This window comes from Cellulosimicrobium funkei, from assembly GCF_004519295.1.
Taxonomy (GTDB): domain Bacteria; phylum Actinomycetota; class Actinomycetes; order Actinomycetales; family Cellulomonadaceae; genus Cellulosimicrobium; species Cellulosimicrobium funkei.
Map to the genome: position 1 here is coordinate 212,694 of NZ_SOZH01000005.1, position 16,638 is coordinate 229,331.

12 protein-coding genes are annotated in these 16,638 nt (G+C 77.5%); 5 read left to right on the top strand and 7 right to left on the bottom strand.

Annotation, left to right across the window (positions count from 1 at the left end; translation table 11 throughout):
• Window positions 1-92 precede the first annotated feature (92 nt).
• The gene (locus E1O70_RS09595; RefSeq protein WP_061266915.1) at window positions 93-359 is read left to right on the top strand and encodes a mycoredoxin; all 267 of its coding nucleotides are present in this window, start codon (window positions 93-95) and stop codon (window positions 357-359) included.
• 127 nt (window positions 360-486) lie between these two features.
• On the opposite strand, the gene nudC is transcribed toward E1O70_RS09595, so the two are convergent.
• Window positions 487-1,611 carry an NAD(+) diphosphatase gene (gene nudC / locus E1O70_RS09600; protein WP_240696656.1) on the bottom strand — a complete coding sequence of 375 codons (1,125 nt, stop codon included), beginning with the start codon at window positions 1,609-1,611 and terminating at the stop codon, window positions 487-489.
• Between the two features lie 120 nt (window positions 1,612-1,731).
• On the opposite strand from nudC, the gene E1O70_RS09605 reads away from it, so the two are divergent.
• On the top strand, window positions 1,732-2,652 hold the full coding sequence (locus tag E1O70_RS09605; protein ID WP_061266932.1) for a phosphotransferase: 921 nt from the start codon (window positions 1,732-1,734) through the stop codon (window positions 2,650-2,652).
• Between the two features lie 12 nt (window positions 2,653-2,664).
• Here E1O70_RS09605 and E1O70_RS09610 read toward each other — a convergent pair whose 3' ends face one another.
• The 3 genes from E1O70_RS09610 to E1O70_RS09620 form a co-directional block, all read right to left on the bottom strand.
• On the bottom strand, window positions 2,665-6,252 hold the full coding sequence (locus E1O70_RS09610; RefSeq protein ID WP_306303289.1) for an ATP-dependent DNA helicase: 3,588 nt from the start codon (window positions 6,250-6,252) through the stop codon (window positions 2,665-2,667).
• Window positions 6,249-9,704 carry a PD-(D/E)XK nuclease family protein gene (locus tag E1O70_RS09615; RefSeq protein WP_318280453.1) on the bottom strand — a complete coding sequence of 1,152 codons (3,456 nt, stop codon included), beginning with the start codon at window positions 9,702-9,704 and terminating at the stop codon, window positions 6,249-6,251. Before E1O70_RS09615 ends, E1O70_RS09610 begins: the two co-directional genes overlap by 4 nt.
• Window positions 9,705-9,766: 62 nt before the next feature.
• Window positions 9,767-10,732 carry a DUF3152 domain-containing protein gene (locus E1O70_RS09620; protein ID WP_240696657.1) on the bottom strand — a complete coding sequence of 322 codons (966 nt, stop codon included), beginning with the start codon at window positions 10,730-10,732 and terminating at the stop codon, window positions 9,767-9,769.
• 66 nt (window positions 10,733-10,798) lie between these two features.
• On the opposite strand from E1O70_RS09620, the gene E1O70_RS09625 reads away from it, so the two are divergent.
• A complete protein-coding gene (locus E1O70_RS09625; protein WP_061266905.1) occupies window positions 10,799-11,536 on the top strand; it encodes a TetR/AcrR family transcriptional regulator in 738 nt (245 codons plus the stop codon).
• Between the two features lie 94 nt (window positions 11,537-11,630).
• The gene (locus E1O70_RS09630; protein ID WP_034654117.1) at window positions 11,631-11,855 is read left to right on the top strand and encodes a DUF3107 domain-containing protein; all 225 of its coding nucleotides are present in this window, start codon (window positions 11,631-11,633) and stop codon (window positions 11,853-11,855) included.
• An 85-nt stretch (window positions 11,856-11,940) separates the two neighbouring features.
• Here E1O70_RS09630 and E1O70_RS09635 read toward each other — a convergent pair whose 3' ends face one another.
• Window positions 11,941-12,654 carry a ferritin-like fold-containing protein gene (locus E1O70_RS09635; protein WP_061266904.1) on the bottom strand — a complete coding sequence of 238 codons (714 nt, stop codon included), beginning with the start codon at window positions 12,652-12,654 and terminating at the stop codon, window positions 11,941-11,943.
• Window positions 12,655-12,895: 241 nt separating this feature from the next.
• Here E1O70_RS09635 and E1O70_RS09640 point away from each other — a divergent pair, with 241 nt between their 5' ends.
• Window positions 12,896-14,563, top strand: a complete 1,668-nt coding sequence (locus E1O70_RS09640) for a DEAD/DEAH box helicase (protein WP_061266903.1) — start codon at window positions 12,896-12,898, stop codon at window positions 14,561-14,563.
• Between the two features lie 89 nt (window positions 14,564-14,652).
• Here E1O70_RS09640 and E1O70_RS09645 read toward each other — a convergent pair whose 3' ends face one another.
• Both E1O70_RS09645 and E1O70_RS09650 read right to left on the bottom strand, forming a co-directional pair.
• Entirely contained in the window at window positions 14,653-15,843 is a 1,191-nt protein-coding gene (locus tag E1O70_RS09645; protein ID WP_061266902.1) for a CynX/NimT family MFS transporter, read from the bottom strand.
• Window positions 15,840-16,565, bottom strand: coding sequence for a FadR/GntR family transcriptional regulator (locus E1O70_RS09650; RefSeq protein WP_128957543.1), 726 nt, complete (start codon window positions 16,563-16,565; stop codon window positions 15,840-15,842). The genes E1O70_RS09645 and E1O70_RS09650 overlap by 4 nt, the downstream gene beginning before the upstream one ends.
• Window positions 16,566-16,638 lie beyond the last annotated feature (73 nt).

Below are 16,638 nucleotides of genomic sequence, written 5' to 3' on the forward strand. Positions count from 1 at the left end.
GGCGGGGAACAGCCCGCGCTCCCCCGGTGTTACCGTCACGACCCGACCGCCCGCGGCACGCGCCGCCCGGAACCGCAGCAGGAGAGCCCTCGATGAGCACCACCCCGACCCTTCCCGACGCCGGCTCGATCGTCATGTACTCGACGACCTGGTGCGGGTACTGCCGCCGCCTCAAGACGCAGCTCGACTCCGCGGGCATCGGCTACACCGAGGTCAACATCGAGGAGACGCCCGGCACCGCCGAGTTCGTGGAGTCCGTCAACGACGGCAACCGCACCGTGCCGACCGTCGTCTTCCCGGACGGCTCCGCCGCGACGAACCCGTCCCTCGCGGAGGTCAAGAAGCGCCTCGCCGCCTGACGCGGTCGTGGGAGGGCCCGGTCCGGACGTCCGGACCGGGCCCTTCCGCGTCCCCGAGCAGCGGTCGCGACGGCGTGCGTCGCGCCGCTCCTCGCCACCCGCCTCCCTGAGCGGCCCTGAGCCACCCTCAGTCGTCGGCGAGGCGCGCGCCGAACCAGTCCTCGACGAGCGCCCGCGCGATCGACGACCGGCCCGGCAGCAGCACCTCGCCCGACCGGACGGCGTCGGCGAGCTCGGCCCGCGTGAACCAGCGCGCGTCGGTGAGCTCGACGCCGTCCACGTGCAGCTCGGTCGTCAGCGCGCGCGCCGAGAACCCGAGCATGAGCGAGGCCGGGAACGGCCACGGCTGGCTCCCCCGGTAGGCCACGTCGCCGACGACGACGCCCGCCTCCTCCGCGACCTCCCGCCGCACCGCGTTCTCGAGCGACTCCCCGGGCTCGACGTAGCCCGCGAGGGTCGAGAACCGCCGCTCCGGCCAGTGCGCCGCGTGCCCCAGCAGGAGGCGCTCGTCGGGCCCCTCGCCGTGCACGACCGTCATGATGACCGCCGGGTCCGTGCGCGGGTACAGCTCGACGCCCTGGGCCACGCAGCGGCGCGTCCAGCCGCCCTTCTCGACGGTCGTCCGACCGCCGCAGCGCGGGCACCGCGGGTGGTTCGCGTGCCACGCCGCGAGCGCGACCGCCTCCGTCGCGAGCCCCGCGACGGGCGCCCCGACCTCGCCGACGAGGTCCCGCAGCCCCGACCACGTCTGCTCGCGCGCGAGCACGGCGAACGGCTCGGAGGCGTCCACGCCCTCGATGTCGACCTCCTCGGCGTCGGCGTCGTCGGGCAGGACGAGCGCGAGGTACGCCGTGCCGTCGCCCTCGCCGAGGAAGAGCCAGCGGCCCTGGTCGTCGTCGGTCGCCGGGTCGACGTCGCGCAGCTCGGCCGGGTCCAGGAGGGCGACGCCGTCCGCCGCGCCCGGGCCGCCGAGCGCGAGCCGGCCGCGGTGGACCAGCAGGACGCGCGTCGTCGGCTGCGACCGCAGCGTGCGCACGAGGTCCGGCTCCGCGCGGCGGTGCTCCGCGCGGTCGACGAACGCGCCATCGAGCGGCAGCGGGAGGCGGTCCAGCGGGGTGCGCGGCAGGGTGCCCGGCCCGGTGGCCGTGCCGGTCCCGGTGTCGGCCGGGGTGCTGGTCGGCGCGGGCGTGGGTCGGTCCGGAGCGGCGGGGTCGCTCGTGCCCGACGACGGCCGGGCGGCAGGGGTGCTCACCCCCCGACCGTAGGCCACCCCCGGCCGGGCCACCCGCCTGCGCGGGCGCCGTCGGGCGGGGTGCGGCGTCGGACGGCGTGGGTCGACCGGGCGCGCGCGGGGACCGACTACCGTGGTCGCGTGCCTCGCTCTCCGTTGACCCTCGCCGCGCTCGCGACCGCCGCCGTGCCCGGCCTGGACGCCCGCAGCGCGCGGCCCGTCGAGGACCCGGGCGACTACGACACCGCCGTCGTGACCGACGCCGACGGCGCCCGCTGGACCGTGCGCGCACCCCGCAGCCTCCAGGCCGGCGCCGCGCTCGAGGCCGAGGCGGAGCTGCTGGGCTCGCTGCAGCACTACGCCGAGTCGGGGGTGCTGTCGTTCGCCGTGCCCCGCGTCAGCGGCACCGCGGTCCTGCCCGAGGGCGGGCGGGCCGTCGTGCACCCCGCGCTCGAGGGCGAGCCGCTCGACGTCGACAGCCTGCGGCCCGGACCGGGCCTCGCGGCCGACCTGGGCCGCGTGCTCGCGTCGGTCCACGAGCTGCCGCGCGCGATCGTCGACGACGCCGGCCTGCCGGGCTACGAGGTCGAGGAGTACCGCGCGCGCCGCATGGCGGAGCTCGACGAGGCCGCGGCCACGGGCAAGGTCCCCCCGACGCTCCTGCGCCGCTGGGAGACCGCGCTCGAGGACGTCTCGCTGTGGCGGTTCCAGCCGGTCGTCGTGCACGGCGACCTGGGCCCGGAGCAGGTGCTCGTCGCCCGCGGACGCGTCGTCGCGGTGACGGACTGGGCGAGCGCGCGCGTCGCGGACCCCGCCGACGACCTCGCGTGGCTGCTCGTCTCGGCACCGCCCGAGGCCGTCGACTCGATCATGGAGGCGTACCAGCTGCGCCGTACCGAGCTCACCGACAAGCACCTGCTCGACCGCGCGCTCCTCGTCGGCGAGCTCGCGCTCGCGCGCTGGCTCCTGCACGGCGTGCGCAACGGGCTCGACGACGTGGTCGCCGACGCGCTCGACATGCTGGCCGATCTCGACGAGGCGACGCAGGACGCCGACGACTGAGGCGTCGCCGGCTCAGTCGGCGACCAGCAGCGCCTCGATCTCGGCCTCGCCCAGCAGGCGGCGCGGACGCACGGTCTCGTCGGACGCGACGTAGTAGAACGCCGCGTTCACCTTCTCCAGCGGCACCCCCGTCCAGCGCGACCACGCGAGCCGGTAGACCGCGAGCTGCACCTCGCGCACGCTGCGCGCCTCCGGGTCGGACGGCGCACGCCCCGTCTTCCAGTCGACGACCACGACCGCGTCGCGCGCCCCGCCCGCGTGCTCCGGGAGCTCGGGGAACACCGCGTCGATGCGCGACCGCAGGACCGTCGACCCGACGGGCGTCTCGACGTCGACCTCGACCGCGACCGGCGTGCGCGTGGCCCACTCCGAGGCCAGGAACGTCCGCTGGAGCGTCTCGAGGTCGGCGTCGGGGTCGAGGTCGTCGTCGTCCGCCCCGGGGAGGTCCTCGACGTCGAGCAGGGACGACGTCGTGAAGTAGCGCTCGGCCCACAGGTGGAACCGGGTGCCCCGGCGCGCGTGGACCGTGGGCTCGACCGGGACCGGGCGGCGCAGGTGGAGCGCGTACTCGTCGCGGTCCGCCGCGAGCCGCACGAGGCTCGACGCCGAGACGTGCGCCGGCAGCTCGACCTCCCGGCCCGAGCGCTCGGCGCGCTCCGCGAGCAGGACGCGCGCGAGCGCGACGAGGTCACGGCCCTCGGCGTCGACGAGGACTCCGGAGGGCGCCGTGAGCCCGGCGGGGCCGCCCGTGCCGTCCACGCCCCCCTGCCCGGGCACGGCGTCGACCGCCCCGGCCCCGGCGTGCGCGGCACGGTCCGCCGCGCCACGCCTTGCCGCGTCACGCTCGGCTGCCGCACGCTCGGCCGCCGCACGCTCGACGGCCGCCGCGGTGTCCCGCAGGACGGACCGCGCCGACCCGCCGGGAGCGTCGTCGGGCACGGGCCACGTCCCGGTCACCTCGACGTCCTCGAGCGGGTTGGAGTCGTCGGGGCCGGGAGGTGCCGACCACCCGTCGGCCGTCACGACCCCCGCCTCGACGAGCTCGACGAGGAACGGCGACAGCGCGCGCGGCCGCGATCCCGTCTGCCACCAGGACGCCGTGAGGTACAGCTCGCGCCGCGCGCGCGTGAAGGCCACGTAGGCGAGCCGTCGCTCCTCGGCGAGCTGGTGCTCCCCGCTCGCCGCGCGGAACTCGTCGCGCCGCGCCACGAGCTCCTTCGTGTCCGCCGCGAGGTCGAAGCGGAACTCGGGCAGGTCGGCGGCGTCGCCGCGCAGCGGGTACGGGAGCTGGCTCACGTCGGTGAGCCAGCCGCTGTCCGCGCGCACCCCCGACGACGACTGCGCAGTGGTCGGGAACACGCCGTCCACGAGCCCGGGCACGACGACGACGTCCCACTCGAGGCCCTTCGCGGCGTGCGCGGTGATGACCTGCACCGCGTCCGGGTCGGGCTCGCGCACGGGCAGGTCGAGCCCGTTCTCCCGGGTCGAGGCGACCCCGAGCCAGGCGAGGAACGCCCCGAGCGTCACGACGTCCGCCGTCTGCGTGAACGTCGCGGCGACGTCGCGGAACGCGTCGAGGTGCTCGCGGGCCCGGTCGCTCACGGCCTCCGGGTCGACGAGCCGCCGCGACGCGAGCAGCGCCTCGTTCGTCACGGCCTCGACGTCGAGCCCCAGGGCCCGCTCGGCCTCGACGACGAGCTCCGGGAGCGACAGGTAGGTGAGGCCGCGCAGCGCGCGCAGGGTCCGGGAGAGCGCCGAGAGCCGCGCGTGGCCCTCCGCGGAGAGCGTGCGCCCGTCCGCCGCGGGCTCGCCCGGGTCCGGGAGGTCGTCGAGCGCGTCGACGATCGAGCGGTGGTCGGCCACGTCGCCCTCGACGACCACGAGCCCCGACTCGGCGTCCTCCGCGGCGGGGGCGCGACGGCGCGAGCCGAGCGCGCCCTCGAGCCGCGCGAGGTCCGCCGCGCGGCTCCCGAGCGCGTGCAGGTCGGCGGCGCCGAGGTTGAGCCGGGGCCCGGTGAGGAGACGCACGAGCGCGTCGCCGCGCGAGGGGTCGTGCACGGCCTCGAGCAGCGCGACGACGTCGACGACCTCGGGCGTCGTGAGCAGCCCGCCGAGGCCGACGACCTCCACGGGGAGCCCGCGCCGCCGCAGCGCGACCTCGACCGCCGCGAACTGGCTGCGCTTGCGGCACAGCACGGCCGCGGTGACGCGCCCCCCGGGCGCGCTCGCCGGGCGCCAGCGCGCGGCGACGCGCTCGGCCACGGCCGCGGCCTCCTCCTCGGCGGTCGCCGCCACGTGCGCGGCGACCGCGCCCGGGCCCGCGCCGGGGCGCAGGGCGAGCGGCGGCACCTCGACCCGGTCGCCCCGGCCGCCGGCGACGGCACCGCGCAGCGGACCGGCCGTGACGTTCGCCGCCGCGAGGACGGCGGCGTCGTTGCGCCACGACGTCGAGAGGAAGCGCACGGCCGAGCGGTCGCCGCCCGCGCGCGGGAAGCGGTCGGGAAACCGCGCGAGGCCGCCCGCGCTCGCGCCGCGCCACCCGTAGATCGACTGGTGCGGGTCGCCCACGGCCGTCACGGGGTGCCCGCCGCCGAACAGCCCCGCGAGGAGCTCGACCTGCGCGTGCGACGTGTCCTGGTACTCGTCCAGGAGGACGACGCGGAAGCGGGCGCGCTCGGTCTCCCCCACCACGGGCACCTCGCGCGCGAGCCGCGCCGCGAGCGCCACCTGGTCGCCGAAGTCGAGGGAGTCGGTCGCGCGCTTGCGGCGGCGGTACTCCGCGACGACGTCGAGCAGGCGGACCCGTTCCGCGACGTCGCCGACGAGCTTCTCGACCTCCTTCGTCCGGGCCTTCTGCCGCGGCCCCAGCGGGAGCGCGTCGAGCTGCTCGACGATCTCGGCCAGGCGGTCCCGCGCCTCGGCGGGGTCGAGGAGGTGCTCGCCGAGCGCGCCGGAGAGGCCGAGCACCGCCGCGACGACCGTGCTCAGCGCGCGGTCGGTGCCCAGGTCGTCGTCCCAGGACTCCACGACCTCGGACGCGAGCTGCCACTGCTGCGCCTCGCCGAGGAGGCGGGCCCCCGGCTCGACGCCGACGCGCAGCCCGTGGTCGCCGACGAGCGACGCGGCGTACGCGTTGTACGTCGCGACGGTCGGCCGGTCGAGCAGCGAGAGCGCCGACGCCGCCCCGCCCCGGGCGCGCGCGAGCTGGGCGAGCCGCACCTGGACGCGCTCCGCGAGCTCCCCCGCCGCCTTGCGCGTGAACGTGAGGCCCAGCACCGCGTCCGGCGGGACGAGCTCGTTCGCGATGAGCCAGACGACGCGCGCCGCCATCGTCTCCGTCTTGCCCGAGCCGGCCCCGGCGACGACGAGCGTCGGCTCGAGCGGCGCCTCGATCACCTCGACCTGCTCCGGGGTCGGGCGGGGACGTCCGAGGAGGTCGGCGATCCGCGTCGCGGAGAGCGTCGGCTGCGGCGCCTCCGCCGCCCGGTGCCCGTCGCCCGGGGCGTCGGCGCTCTCGACCGGGAGGCCGTCGGCCGCGACGAGACGCACCGTCGGCCCGCTCGCGCCCGCCTCCGGGAGCTCGAACAGCTCGCTGCTCACGCCACCACCCTCCTGCCCTCGGGCTGCACCGGGCACGCCCGGCGCACGGGGCACATCTCGCACAGCCCGTTCTGGCGGGCGGTGAACGTCGCCGCCGACATGGTGCCGGCGGCCTCCTCCACGAGGTCGCGCGCCCAGCTGGACCCGTCGGGCTCCGGCTCCAGCGCGGGCTGGGCCACGACGGCAGGGCCCACGTGGGTGCTCCCGACGTAGACGAGCTGCGCGCCCGCGCTGCGCGTGCCCTCCGGCACGTCGAGCGCGCCGGCCTCGACCGCGAGCTGGTAGGCACCGAGCTGGGGGTGCTCCGCGCCCTCCGCCTTCGTGGCGGTGCGCCGACCGGTCTTGAGGTCGACGACGCGGACCTTGCCCTCCCCCGCTGCCTCGACCCGGTCGATCGTGCCGCGCAGCCGGGCGCGGCCGACGGTGACGTCGAACGACGGCTCGACGAGGAGCGGCTCGCCCGCCTGCGCGACGTAGGCCGCGAGCTTCTCGACCATGCGCTCGGCCCGGCGCCGGAGCTGGCGCGCGGGCCAGCCGTCGGGCAGCGCGAGCTCCGCCCACCGGCGGTCGAGCTCCGCGCGCAGCTCGGCGAGCGACCCGGACGGGTGGGTCTCGGCGATCGAGTGGACGAGCGTGCCGAGGCTCTGGTGCGTCGCGTCGGGCGCCGTCCCGCCGGCCGCCTCGAGCGACCACCGCAGCGGGCACGTCGAGACCGTCTCGACCTTCGAGGGCGACACCGTGACGGTCTCCTCCGCACCGCGCAGCGGCGCCGTGCTCGACACGCCCGCCACGCCGTACCACGTCTCCGGGCGGGCCTCCGCGACGCCGAGCGCACCGAGGTCCGCCAGGAGCGTCGCCGCCGCGACGGCGCGCTCGTCCGGCCCCGACGCTCCGGCGCCGCCGGCCTCGCGCGCCGCGGCCTCGACGAGGACGCCACGGGCCGCGGCGACCAGCCCGCGCAGGTCGAGCGGCGCCCCGACGCGCACGTGCCTCCGCTCGGCGGGCTCGACCTGCCCGCCCCCGACGTCCGCGAGCCCCGGGCCGACGGGTGCGCGTCCGACCGGCGCCGGACCGGAACTCGCCGCGGGACCGGCGGGTACCGGGCCGGCGCCCGCCGCGGGTGCGCCCGGGCCGTCCTGGGGACCACGCCCGTCGGGACCGTCCGTGCCGTCGGGGCCCTCGGGCGCCGACGGCGGCACGACGAGGTCGCAGAACACCGACGGCGCCTCCTCGGCGTCCTGCACGGCCGTCACGACGAGGCGACGCGTCGCACGCGACGTCGCGACGACGAAGGCCCGCAGCTCGTCGGCGAGCACCTGGGCGCGCGCCTGCGAACCGACCCCGTGCGCGTCCTGGGCGCGGCCGGCGAGGAGCTCGACGAGCGCCTGCGAGCCGAGCAGCGAGTCGCGCAGCCGGAGGTCGGGCCACACGCCGTCCTGGACGCCCGCCACCACGACGACGTCCCACTCGCGCCCGGCCGCACCGGCCGGGGTGAGCGCCGCGACGGCGTCGGCCCCGCTCGCGCTCGCCGCGAGCGAGTCGGCGGGCAGGTCCTGCGAGGCGAGGTACTCGACGAACGCCCCGGCGGGCGCGCCCGGCATGCGGTCGACGAACGTCTCCGCGGCGCGGAACAGCGCGAGCACCGCGTCGAGGTCACGGTCCGCGCGCGCCCCGGCGGGGCCGCCGTCGAGCGCCGCCGAGCGCCAGCGCTCCGCGAGACCGGTCGCGGCCCACACCGCCCACAGGACCGTCTGCGCCGTCGCGCCGGGTTCGGCCGCCGCAGCCCGCCCCGCCGCGAGCGCCCGGGCGACCGCGACCGGCCCGCGGCGCACCGTGGGCGGGAGCGTCGCGGCGCGCGCCGGGTCGAGGAGCAGCTCGACGAGCAGCGCTTCGGACGAGCGCCCGCCCCCGCCCTCGAGCTCCTCGGCCCGCAGCGCGCGGCGCAGACGGCGCAGCGCGACGACGTCGAGCGCGCCCACGGGCGACGTGAGCAGCGCCGCCGCGGTGAACGGGTCGAGGGCCTCGGGGTCCTCCGCGTCGGCGACGCACACGCGCACGGCCGCGAGGAGCGGCGCGACCGCCGGCTCGTCGCGCAGCGGGACGTCGGAGCCGAGCAGCGTCACGGGGACCGAGGCGGCGACGAGCTCGCGGCGCAGCGCCGCGAGCCGCGTCCCCGTGCGCGCGACGACGGCCATCCGGTGCCAGGGGGTGCCGTGCAGCAGGTGCTCCGCGCGCAGCTCCCGGGCGACGAACGCGGCCTCCTGCGCGACGGCCGAGAGCACCGCGACCTGCACGGGCGGGGCGCCGGGGCCGACGTCGGCCGCCTCGCCCGGACGCCCGTCGGCGTCGCGCGGCGCGGCGCCACGGTGCACCGCCCCGGCGACGGTGCCGACCTGCGCGGTCACGCGGCGGGTCACCTCGCGCAGCGGCGCGCTCTGGCGCCAGGCGGTGCCCAGCACGGCGACGCGCGCGCCCAGCTCGCCCCGGCGCGCGCCGTCCCGCCGTGCCGGGGCGGACGCCCGGCCCACGAGCCCCGGGCTCGCGCCGCGGAACGTCTGCACCGCGGCGTCGGGGTCGCCGAGCAGCACGAGGCGCGCGCCGTCGTCGTGCAGCACGTGCAGGAGGCGCGCGGTCGCGACCGTCGCCTCCTGGTAGTCGTCGACGACCACGAGGTCCCAGCGCGGCCGGGCGGCGTCGGGCACCTCGTCGTCCCAGGCGAGCAGGGCCTCCGCGGCCTCGTCGACGACGATCGCCGGGTCGAACCGCGACCCGGCGTCGGGCGTGCCCGTGCGCAGGGCGGTGACGTCGAGGTACTCCGCGAAGAGCTGGGCGCCGAGCGACCACTCCGGGCGGGCGTAGCGCTCGCCGAGGGCGGCGAGGTCGGCCGGGGTCAGGCCGCGCTCCGCCGCGCGCATGAGGAGGTCGCGGAGCTCCTGGCGCAGCCCCCGGAGACCGAGCGCCTCCTCGGGCAGTCCCGCGGGCAGGGCGAGCGGGGTGCCGAGGTGCGCGAGGCCGCCGTCGAGGTGACCCTCCAGGAGCTCGGCGAGCACGAGGTCCTGCTCCGGGCCGGAGATCAGCGTGGGGACGGGCTCGCCCAGCGCGGCCGCGCGCTCCCGCAGGACGGCGAAGGCCGCGGACGCGGCGGTGCGCACCAGGGGCGCGCCGACCGTGCGGCGCGCACGGGCCGACAGGCGGTCACGGAGCGCGGCGGCGGCGCGGCGCGACGCGGCGAGGAGGAGCACGCGCTCGGGCGCGACGCCGTCGCGCAGGGCCGCGAGCACCACCTCCTGCGCGACGAGGGTCTTGCCCGTGCCCGGCGCGCCCACGACGAGGGTGGCCCCGGGGCCGGCCGCGGCGGCGAGCGCCGCGCGCTGGGAGTCGTCGAGCACCGCGTCGGCCTCGAGCTCGCGAGGCCGCGCGACGAGGCGGGGGGCGGTCGTCGTCCGGGGCACGGACCTGATCCCATCACGCGCCACCCACACCGCCGCGCGGGCGCGCGCCGGGGGGCCGGGGGTTACGGGACGGGCCAGCCGTTGGTCAGGCAGCCCTGGGCCGAGATGGACTGCTGGACCATCACCGGGGCGACGGCGCCCGGCGCGGGGCAGTCCTCGTGGCCGTGGCCGAGCACGTGCCCGACCTCGTGGTTGACGAGGTACTGCCGGTACGTGGCGAGGTCGTCGCCGAAGTCGGGCGCCCCGAGGACCCACCGCTCGAAGTTCAGCACGGCGGCGCCCGTCACCGAGTTGCCGCACGAGTAGCGGCTCTCGGTCGCCAGCGGGGCGCACAGGCGGTCGGCCGTGGCGGGGCTCGCGAGCACGACCCGGATGGACGCGTCGTCGGCCGCCGTCCGCGAGAACGTCACGCCGTCTGGGACCGACCAGCCGCGCGGGTCGTTGAGCGTCGCGAGCACCGCGGCGGCGAACACCTCGCCGTCGACGGGGAGCCCGGCCTCGACCTCGACCCGGACGGAGCGGACGGTGCCCGTCCCGGGCGCGGGGCTCTCCCCCGGCACGACGACGAGCGAGCCGCCGAGGTCCGGCGCGACGACGACCGTCCCGAGCAGGCCGGAGCCCGGCTCCGCGACCGGGGCCTCGGGCGTCTCGACGGGTGCCGGCTCAGCGAGGGGCTCGGGCGCCGTCGTCGGGACGGGCTCGGGCGCGGTGACCGCGTCCGGGCGCGGCGCGATCGGGCCGAGGAGGCCCGGGCCCCGCTCGACGGCGCCCGCGCGCTCGACGGACGACCGGCTCACGGCCGCCGACTCGTCGCGCTCCGGGGCCGGCGGCTCCACGCGGACGTCTGCGGCGGGAGCGGCCGCGGTGCCCGCCGCCCCGCCCAGGTCCCAGACCTCCGCCGTCGCCGCACCGCCGCCGAGACCGACGACGAGGCACGCGGCGACCGCGGCCCCGTGCCGCAGACCCGTCGCGCGACCCCCGGCACGGGCGGTCGAGAGGCGGTTCGGGGGGGTATGTCTGTCGGGCACCCGCCCATCGTCCCACTCCTCGCGACGCGAGGTCGACACGAACCGCGGTTTCCGTATCCTCCCCCCATGGGAGCCACCGAGGGACGCACGCGCGGCGCGGCCGCCGCTCCCCCGGGACTGCGCACCCGGATGCCGCGCGACGAGCGCCGCGCGCAGCTCCTCACGATCGCCGAGGAGCTCTTCGCCTCCCACGGCTACCACCACATCTCGATGGACGACATCGCCGACCGTGCCGGGGTCGGCAAGCCCGTGCTGTACCGGCACTTCCCGTCGAAGCTCGACCTCTACCTCGCGATCGTCGACGACCAGGGCGAACGCCTCGTCGGCGCCGTGCACGCGACGCTGGACCCGTTCCGCGAGCCCGCGCCGGGGAACCCCGCGGGCGACCTCGACGCCCTCGCGGTCGACGGCCTCGCCGTGATCGAGGGCATCGTGCGGGCCTACGTCGCGTACGCGCGCGCGGCGGGCCGCTCGGCCGCGCTGCTCTTCGAGTCCGACGTCATGCGGGACCCGGTCGTCCGGGCGCGGGTGCTCGCGCCGGACACGACGATCGCCGGCGCGTTCGCCGACGTGCTCGTGCGCATCACGGACCTCGACGCCGACGAGGCGCTCGTCGTCGCCCGGACGTGCACCGCCGTCGGGCGGGCCGCCGCGACGGAGGTCGTACGCCCGGACGGCGGCGCGACGGCCGACGACGTCACCCGGCTCGTGCCGCGCCTCGTGTGGCGCGGGGTGCGCGGCATGCTGCGGCGGCCGCTGTCGGGCGCCCCCAGCGCGCCCGGCGGGTCGGCGACGGGAATCTGACTACTATCGATCGCGTTGTCGCCGGTGGGACGCCCGCCGGCGGCCCGAGGCCCGTCGTCGCTGCGCCTGGCGCAGCCGCTGTGAGGAGAGCTGAGTGGAAGTCACGATCGGTGTGCAGAACCTGGCCCGTGAGATCGTCGTCGACACGGACCTGACCGCCGAGGCCGTGGCCACGGCGGTCGCCGACGCGCTCGGCGGCGCCCCCGCCCTCGAGCTCACCGACTCGCGCGGTCGCCGCGTGATCGTCCCGACGGCGTCGCTCGGCTACGTCGAGATCGGCACCGAGGAGCAGCGCCGGGTCGGCTTCGGCTCGCTCTGAGCCTGCAGGTCCGAGCGTCGGGCGACCCTCGGGGCCCCGACCGTCACGTGCCGCCGTCGCGCCCCCGGGCGCGGCGGCGGCTTCGTCATGCCGCGAGGCCCAGGCGGTCCATCCGCCGGGAGTGCTCCGCCGTGAGGCGCGCGAACACCCAGGACTGCGTCGCGGGCGCGGGCCCGCTCCCGCCGCCGGCGGCGACCGGCTCGGCCCCGGCCGCCACGAGCCGGGCGAGCGCGGGACGCCTGGACAGCACGTCGCCGACGACGCCGAGCGCCTCCCCGACGAGGCGCCGACCCCACAGCGCGAGGCGCGACGCGAGCACCGGGTCCTCGGCGGCGACCTCGGCGATGACCGGGGCGTAGCGCTGCGACGGGGTGTCGTGCGTGAGCGCCTCCACGACGACGTCGCGCGAGCGCTCGTCGAGACCCTGGGCCGCGAGGAGGCAGAAGTCGTCCGCGACGCCCTGGCCCACGTAGCCCTTGAGGATGCCCTCCCACCACGTGCTGGGCTTCGTGCGCGCGTCGAAGTCGTCGAACAGGCCGTCGAACGGGCTCATGCAGTCCGCCGGGTCGCCGCCCAGCTCCTCGACGCGCACGAGCACGCGCTCCTGCCGGTCGAGCATCGCGGCCGCGAGGCGGGACAGGGCCTGGCGCTGGCGCAGCGTGGGCGCGTGCGCGGCGTCGCCCGCGAGGCGCCCGAAGCTCGCGAGCTCGGTGTACGCGACGAGGCCGAGCAGCTCCACCGCGTCGGTGTGGTCCGCCGGGGGCAGGGTCGTGGGGCTCGCGTGCTCGGCGTCGCTCATCGGGCCAGGATAGTTCTCCGATATCATGGCCGACGTACATCGGTTGCCCGGTCGTCCAGACCTCACGCTCGTCACGCGTACGACGACGGCACGGCACGGTCCGCAGCGCGGGCCTGGCCACGACATCCCACGATCGGCTGCCGGCCACGAGGTGCGCACGACCGCGACCGGGAACCTCCCCGGCTCCGGGCCCCGACGGCCCGCCGACGGTCGCGCGTGCCCGAACGAGACAGAGGCACCAGTGACCACCACAGACGCCACCACCACCGACGCGACGCCGGACGTGAGCGCGGACGCGACGTCAGTCGCCGCGAGCGTCCACGCGGACAACACGACCTTCGCGGACTTCGGCGTGCGCCAGGAGATCGTCGACGCGCTCTCCGACGCGGGCATCGTCCAGCCCTTCCCCATCCAGGCGATGACGCTCCCCGTCGCCATGTCCGGCCACGACATCATCGGCCAGGCCAAGACGGGCACCGGCAAGACCCTCGGCTTCGGCGTGCCGCTGCTGCACCGCGTCGTCGCCCCGGGCGAGCCCGGCTTCGACGAGCTGCCCTCCCCCGGCAAGCCGCAGGCGCTCGTCGTCGTCCCGACGCGCGAGCTCGCCGTCCAGGTCGCGAACGACCTCACCACGGCCTCGAAGCGCCGCTCGGTGCGCATCGTCCAGCTGTACGGCGGTCGCGCCTACGAGCCGCAGGTCGAGGCGCTGACGCGCGGCGTCGAGGTCGTCGTCGGGACGCCCGGCCGCATGATCGACCTGATGAACCAGGGCCACCTCAACCTCACGCGCGCCGCGACCGTGGTCCTCGACGAGGCGGACGAGATGCTCGACCTCGGGTTCCTCCCCGACGTCGAGAAGATCCTGGCGCGCACGCCTGCGCAGCGGCACACGATGCTCTTCTCGGCGACCATGCCGGGCGCCGTCGTCTCGATGGCGCGCCGCTACATGAAGCAGCCGACGCACATCCGCGCGAACGACCCGGACGACGGCGGCCAGACGGTCAAGAACATCGAGCAGGTCGTCTACCGCGCGCACGCGCTGGACAAGGTCGAGATGCTCGCGCGCATCCTCCAGGCCGAGGGCCGCGGGCGCACGATCGTGTTCGCGCGGACCAAGCGGACCGCGGCGAAGGTCGCGGACGAGCTCGTCGACCGCGGCTTCGCGGCCGGCTCGATCCACGGCGACCTGGGCCAGGGCGCGCGCGAGCAGGCGCTGCGCGCGTTCCGCAACGGCAAGATCGACGTGCTCGTCGCGACCGACGTCGCGGCGCGCGGCATCGACGTCGAGGACGTCACGCACGTCGTGAACTACCAGTGCCCCGAGGACGAGAAGACGTACCTGCACCGCACCGGCCGCACCGGTCGCGCGGGCAACAAGGGCACCGCGGTGACGTTCGTCGACTGGGACGACATCCCCCGCTGGTCGCTCATCGACAAGGCGCTCGACCTCGGCATCCCCGAGCCGGTCGAGACGTACTCGAGCTCGCCGCACCTGTACACCGACCTGCACATCCCCGAGGGCACGAAGGGCCGCCTCCCCAAGGAGCGGCGCACGCTCGCGGGGCTCGAGGCGGAGGAGATCGAGGACCTCGGCGAGACCGGCAAGCGGCACACGCCCGCGGGCGGGTCGCGCGGGCGCCAGGGCGGCCGGTCCGACGGCAGTCGTGGCCGCTCCGAGGGCGAGCGGGGCCGGTCCGGGGGTCAGGGCCGCTCGGGCGGTCGTCGCGGCGAGACAGAGCGCACGGGCGCTCGTGCCGAGGGCGAGCGCACCGAGGCGTCCGAGGGCGCCCCGGCGACCGAGAGCGGCGAGCGCCGCCGTCGGTCCCGCAGCCGTCGCCGCACGCGCGGCGGCCGCCCGGTCGAGCAGCAGGGCGGCGGCGCCGAGGCGACCGCCCAGCCCGCCGAGTAGCCGCTCCACGGCCCGACGCCGGACCCCGGGTCGCGCGCCCACGGTCACCAGACCGTGGGGACGCGACCCGGGGTCCGTCGCGTCCGGGGTCAGTGCACGTGCGCGTCGCGCCCGGCGAACCACACCGCGACGCCCTGGACGGCCGCCGCGGCGACGAGGAGCAGGAGCGGGAGGGTCCACGCGCCGGTGACGTCGTGCGCGAGCCCGAGGCCGAGCGGGCCGGTCGCGGCGAGCAGGTAGCCGGCGCTCTGCGCCATGCCGGAGAGCTCGGACGTGTGCGCCGCGTCGCGCGCCCGCAGCGCCATGAGGGTGAGCGCGAGGCTGATCCCGCCGCCCTGCCCGAGGCCGACGAGCACGACCCAGAGCGCCGCTGCGCCGGGCGCGACGGCGAGCCCGAGCAGCCCCGAGCCGACGAGGACCACGAGCACGAGGCCGATGCCGCGCTGGCGCGGCATGCGCCCGGCGAGGACCGGGGTCACGAACGAGCCGACGATCCCCGCGAGGTTGCACAGCGCGAGGAGCCAGCCCCCCGCCTCCGGCGTCCGGCCGAGCGCGACCATGATCTCGGGCAGCCAGGCGTTGACCGCGTAGAACGACAGCGACTGCATGCCCATGACGACGGTGACCGCCCAGGCGAGCGGGGAACGCCACACCGCCGACCGAGCGGCGGCCGGTCCCGTGCCGGGTCCGAACGTCACCGTGCCGGCGGGGTCGGGCCGCAGCGCGCGCGGCACCCAGACGATCGCCCCGAGCACGGCGAGGACGCCCCAGGTCGCGAGCGCGCCACGCCAGTCGAGACCGGCCGCGGACGCGACCGGCAGGGTCAGGCCCGCCGCGAGCGCCGCCCCGCCGGAGAGCGCCATCGAGTAGAGGCCGGTCATGAGACCGATGCGGTCGGCGAAGTCGCGCTTGATGAGCGCGGGCAGCAGCACGTTCCCGAGCCCGATCGCGCACCCCGCGACGACCGTCCCGGCGAACAGCCCCGCGGTCGAGGGCACGAGGCGCAGCCCGAAGCCGACGCACAGCAGCACGAGGCTCACGAAGAGCGCGCGCTCGAGCCCCCAGCGCCGCGCGAGCACGGGCGCGAGCGGCGCGAGGAGCCCGAAGCACAGGACGGGGAGCGTCGTGAGCACGCCCGCCGCCGTCGCGCTGAGGCCCAGGTCCGTGCGGATCTCGCCGAGCACGGGCGAGATCGCGACGACGGCCGGCCGGAGGTTGAGCGCCGCGAGGACGATCGCGACGACGGCGGCCAGCCCCAGCGGACGGCGCAGCCCGCTCACGCCTCGACCTCGCCGGCGTCGGCGTCGGCGCGGCCGGGACCGTCCGCGGCGGCCTCGACGAGCTGCGCCCGCACGGCGTCGATCGTCGCGACGACGGCGGCCTCGGCCGCCTCGGCGTCACCCGCCCGGACCGCCGCGACGACCTCCGCGTGACCGGGGACGTCGCGGTGGTGCCGACGCTGCCCGCCGGCCGGGAGCGTGCGGACGAGCGCGTGGTCGAGCCCGTCGTAGAGGTCGGCGAGCAGCGGGTTGCCCGCGGCGCGCACGACCTCGCCGTGGAAGGCGACGTCGGCGGCCTGGAAGGCCTGCTCGTCCCCGTCGCGCGCCGCGACCTGGGCGGCGAGCGCCGCGTCGAGGCGGTGGAGCGCGTCGGCGTCGGCCTGCCCGGCGGCGGCACGCGCCGCGCCGCGCTCGAGGATCTCCCGCACCTCGAGCACGTGGAGCGCGTCCGTGGTGCGGGCCCGCCGGGTCAGGGCGGCGTCGAGCCCGTCGGCCGCGCGCACGTAGGTGCCGTCGCCGCGCCGCGGCTCGAGGATCCCGGCGTGCTCGAGCGCGCGCACGGCCTCACGCACGGTGTTGCGCCCGACGCCGAGCTCGGCGACGAGCTCCGGCTCGGCCGGGATGCGGGTGCCGACGGGCCACTCCCCGCGCTCGACGCGCTGCATGAGCCGTTCGACGACGAGCTCCGACACCTTGCGGGGAGGGATGATCGGCTGGTCCACCGAAAGAACCTAACATCCCCTGTTTGGCTCGGTGACGAGACGGGGCGTACGGGGTCTCGCGTACGGGGGTTGA

What these genes read in the sequence shown, in the direction of transcription:
- E1O70_RS09595 (WP_061266915.1), top strand. Translation starts at nt 93, where the DNA reads ATGAGCACCACCCCGACCCTTCCCGACGCCGGCTCGATCGTCATGTAC.
- E1O70_RS09625 (WP_061266905.1), top strand. Translation starts at nt 10,799, where the DNA reads ATGGGAGCCACCGAGGGACGCACGCGCGGCGCGGCCGCCGCTCCCCCG.
- E1O70_RS09635 (WP_061266904.1), bottom strand. Translation starts at nt 12,654, where the DNA reads ATGAGCGACGCCGAGCACGCGAGCCCCACGACCCTGCCCCCGGCGGAC.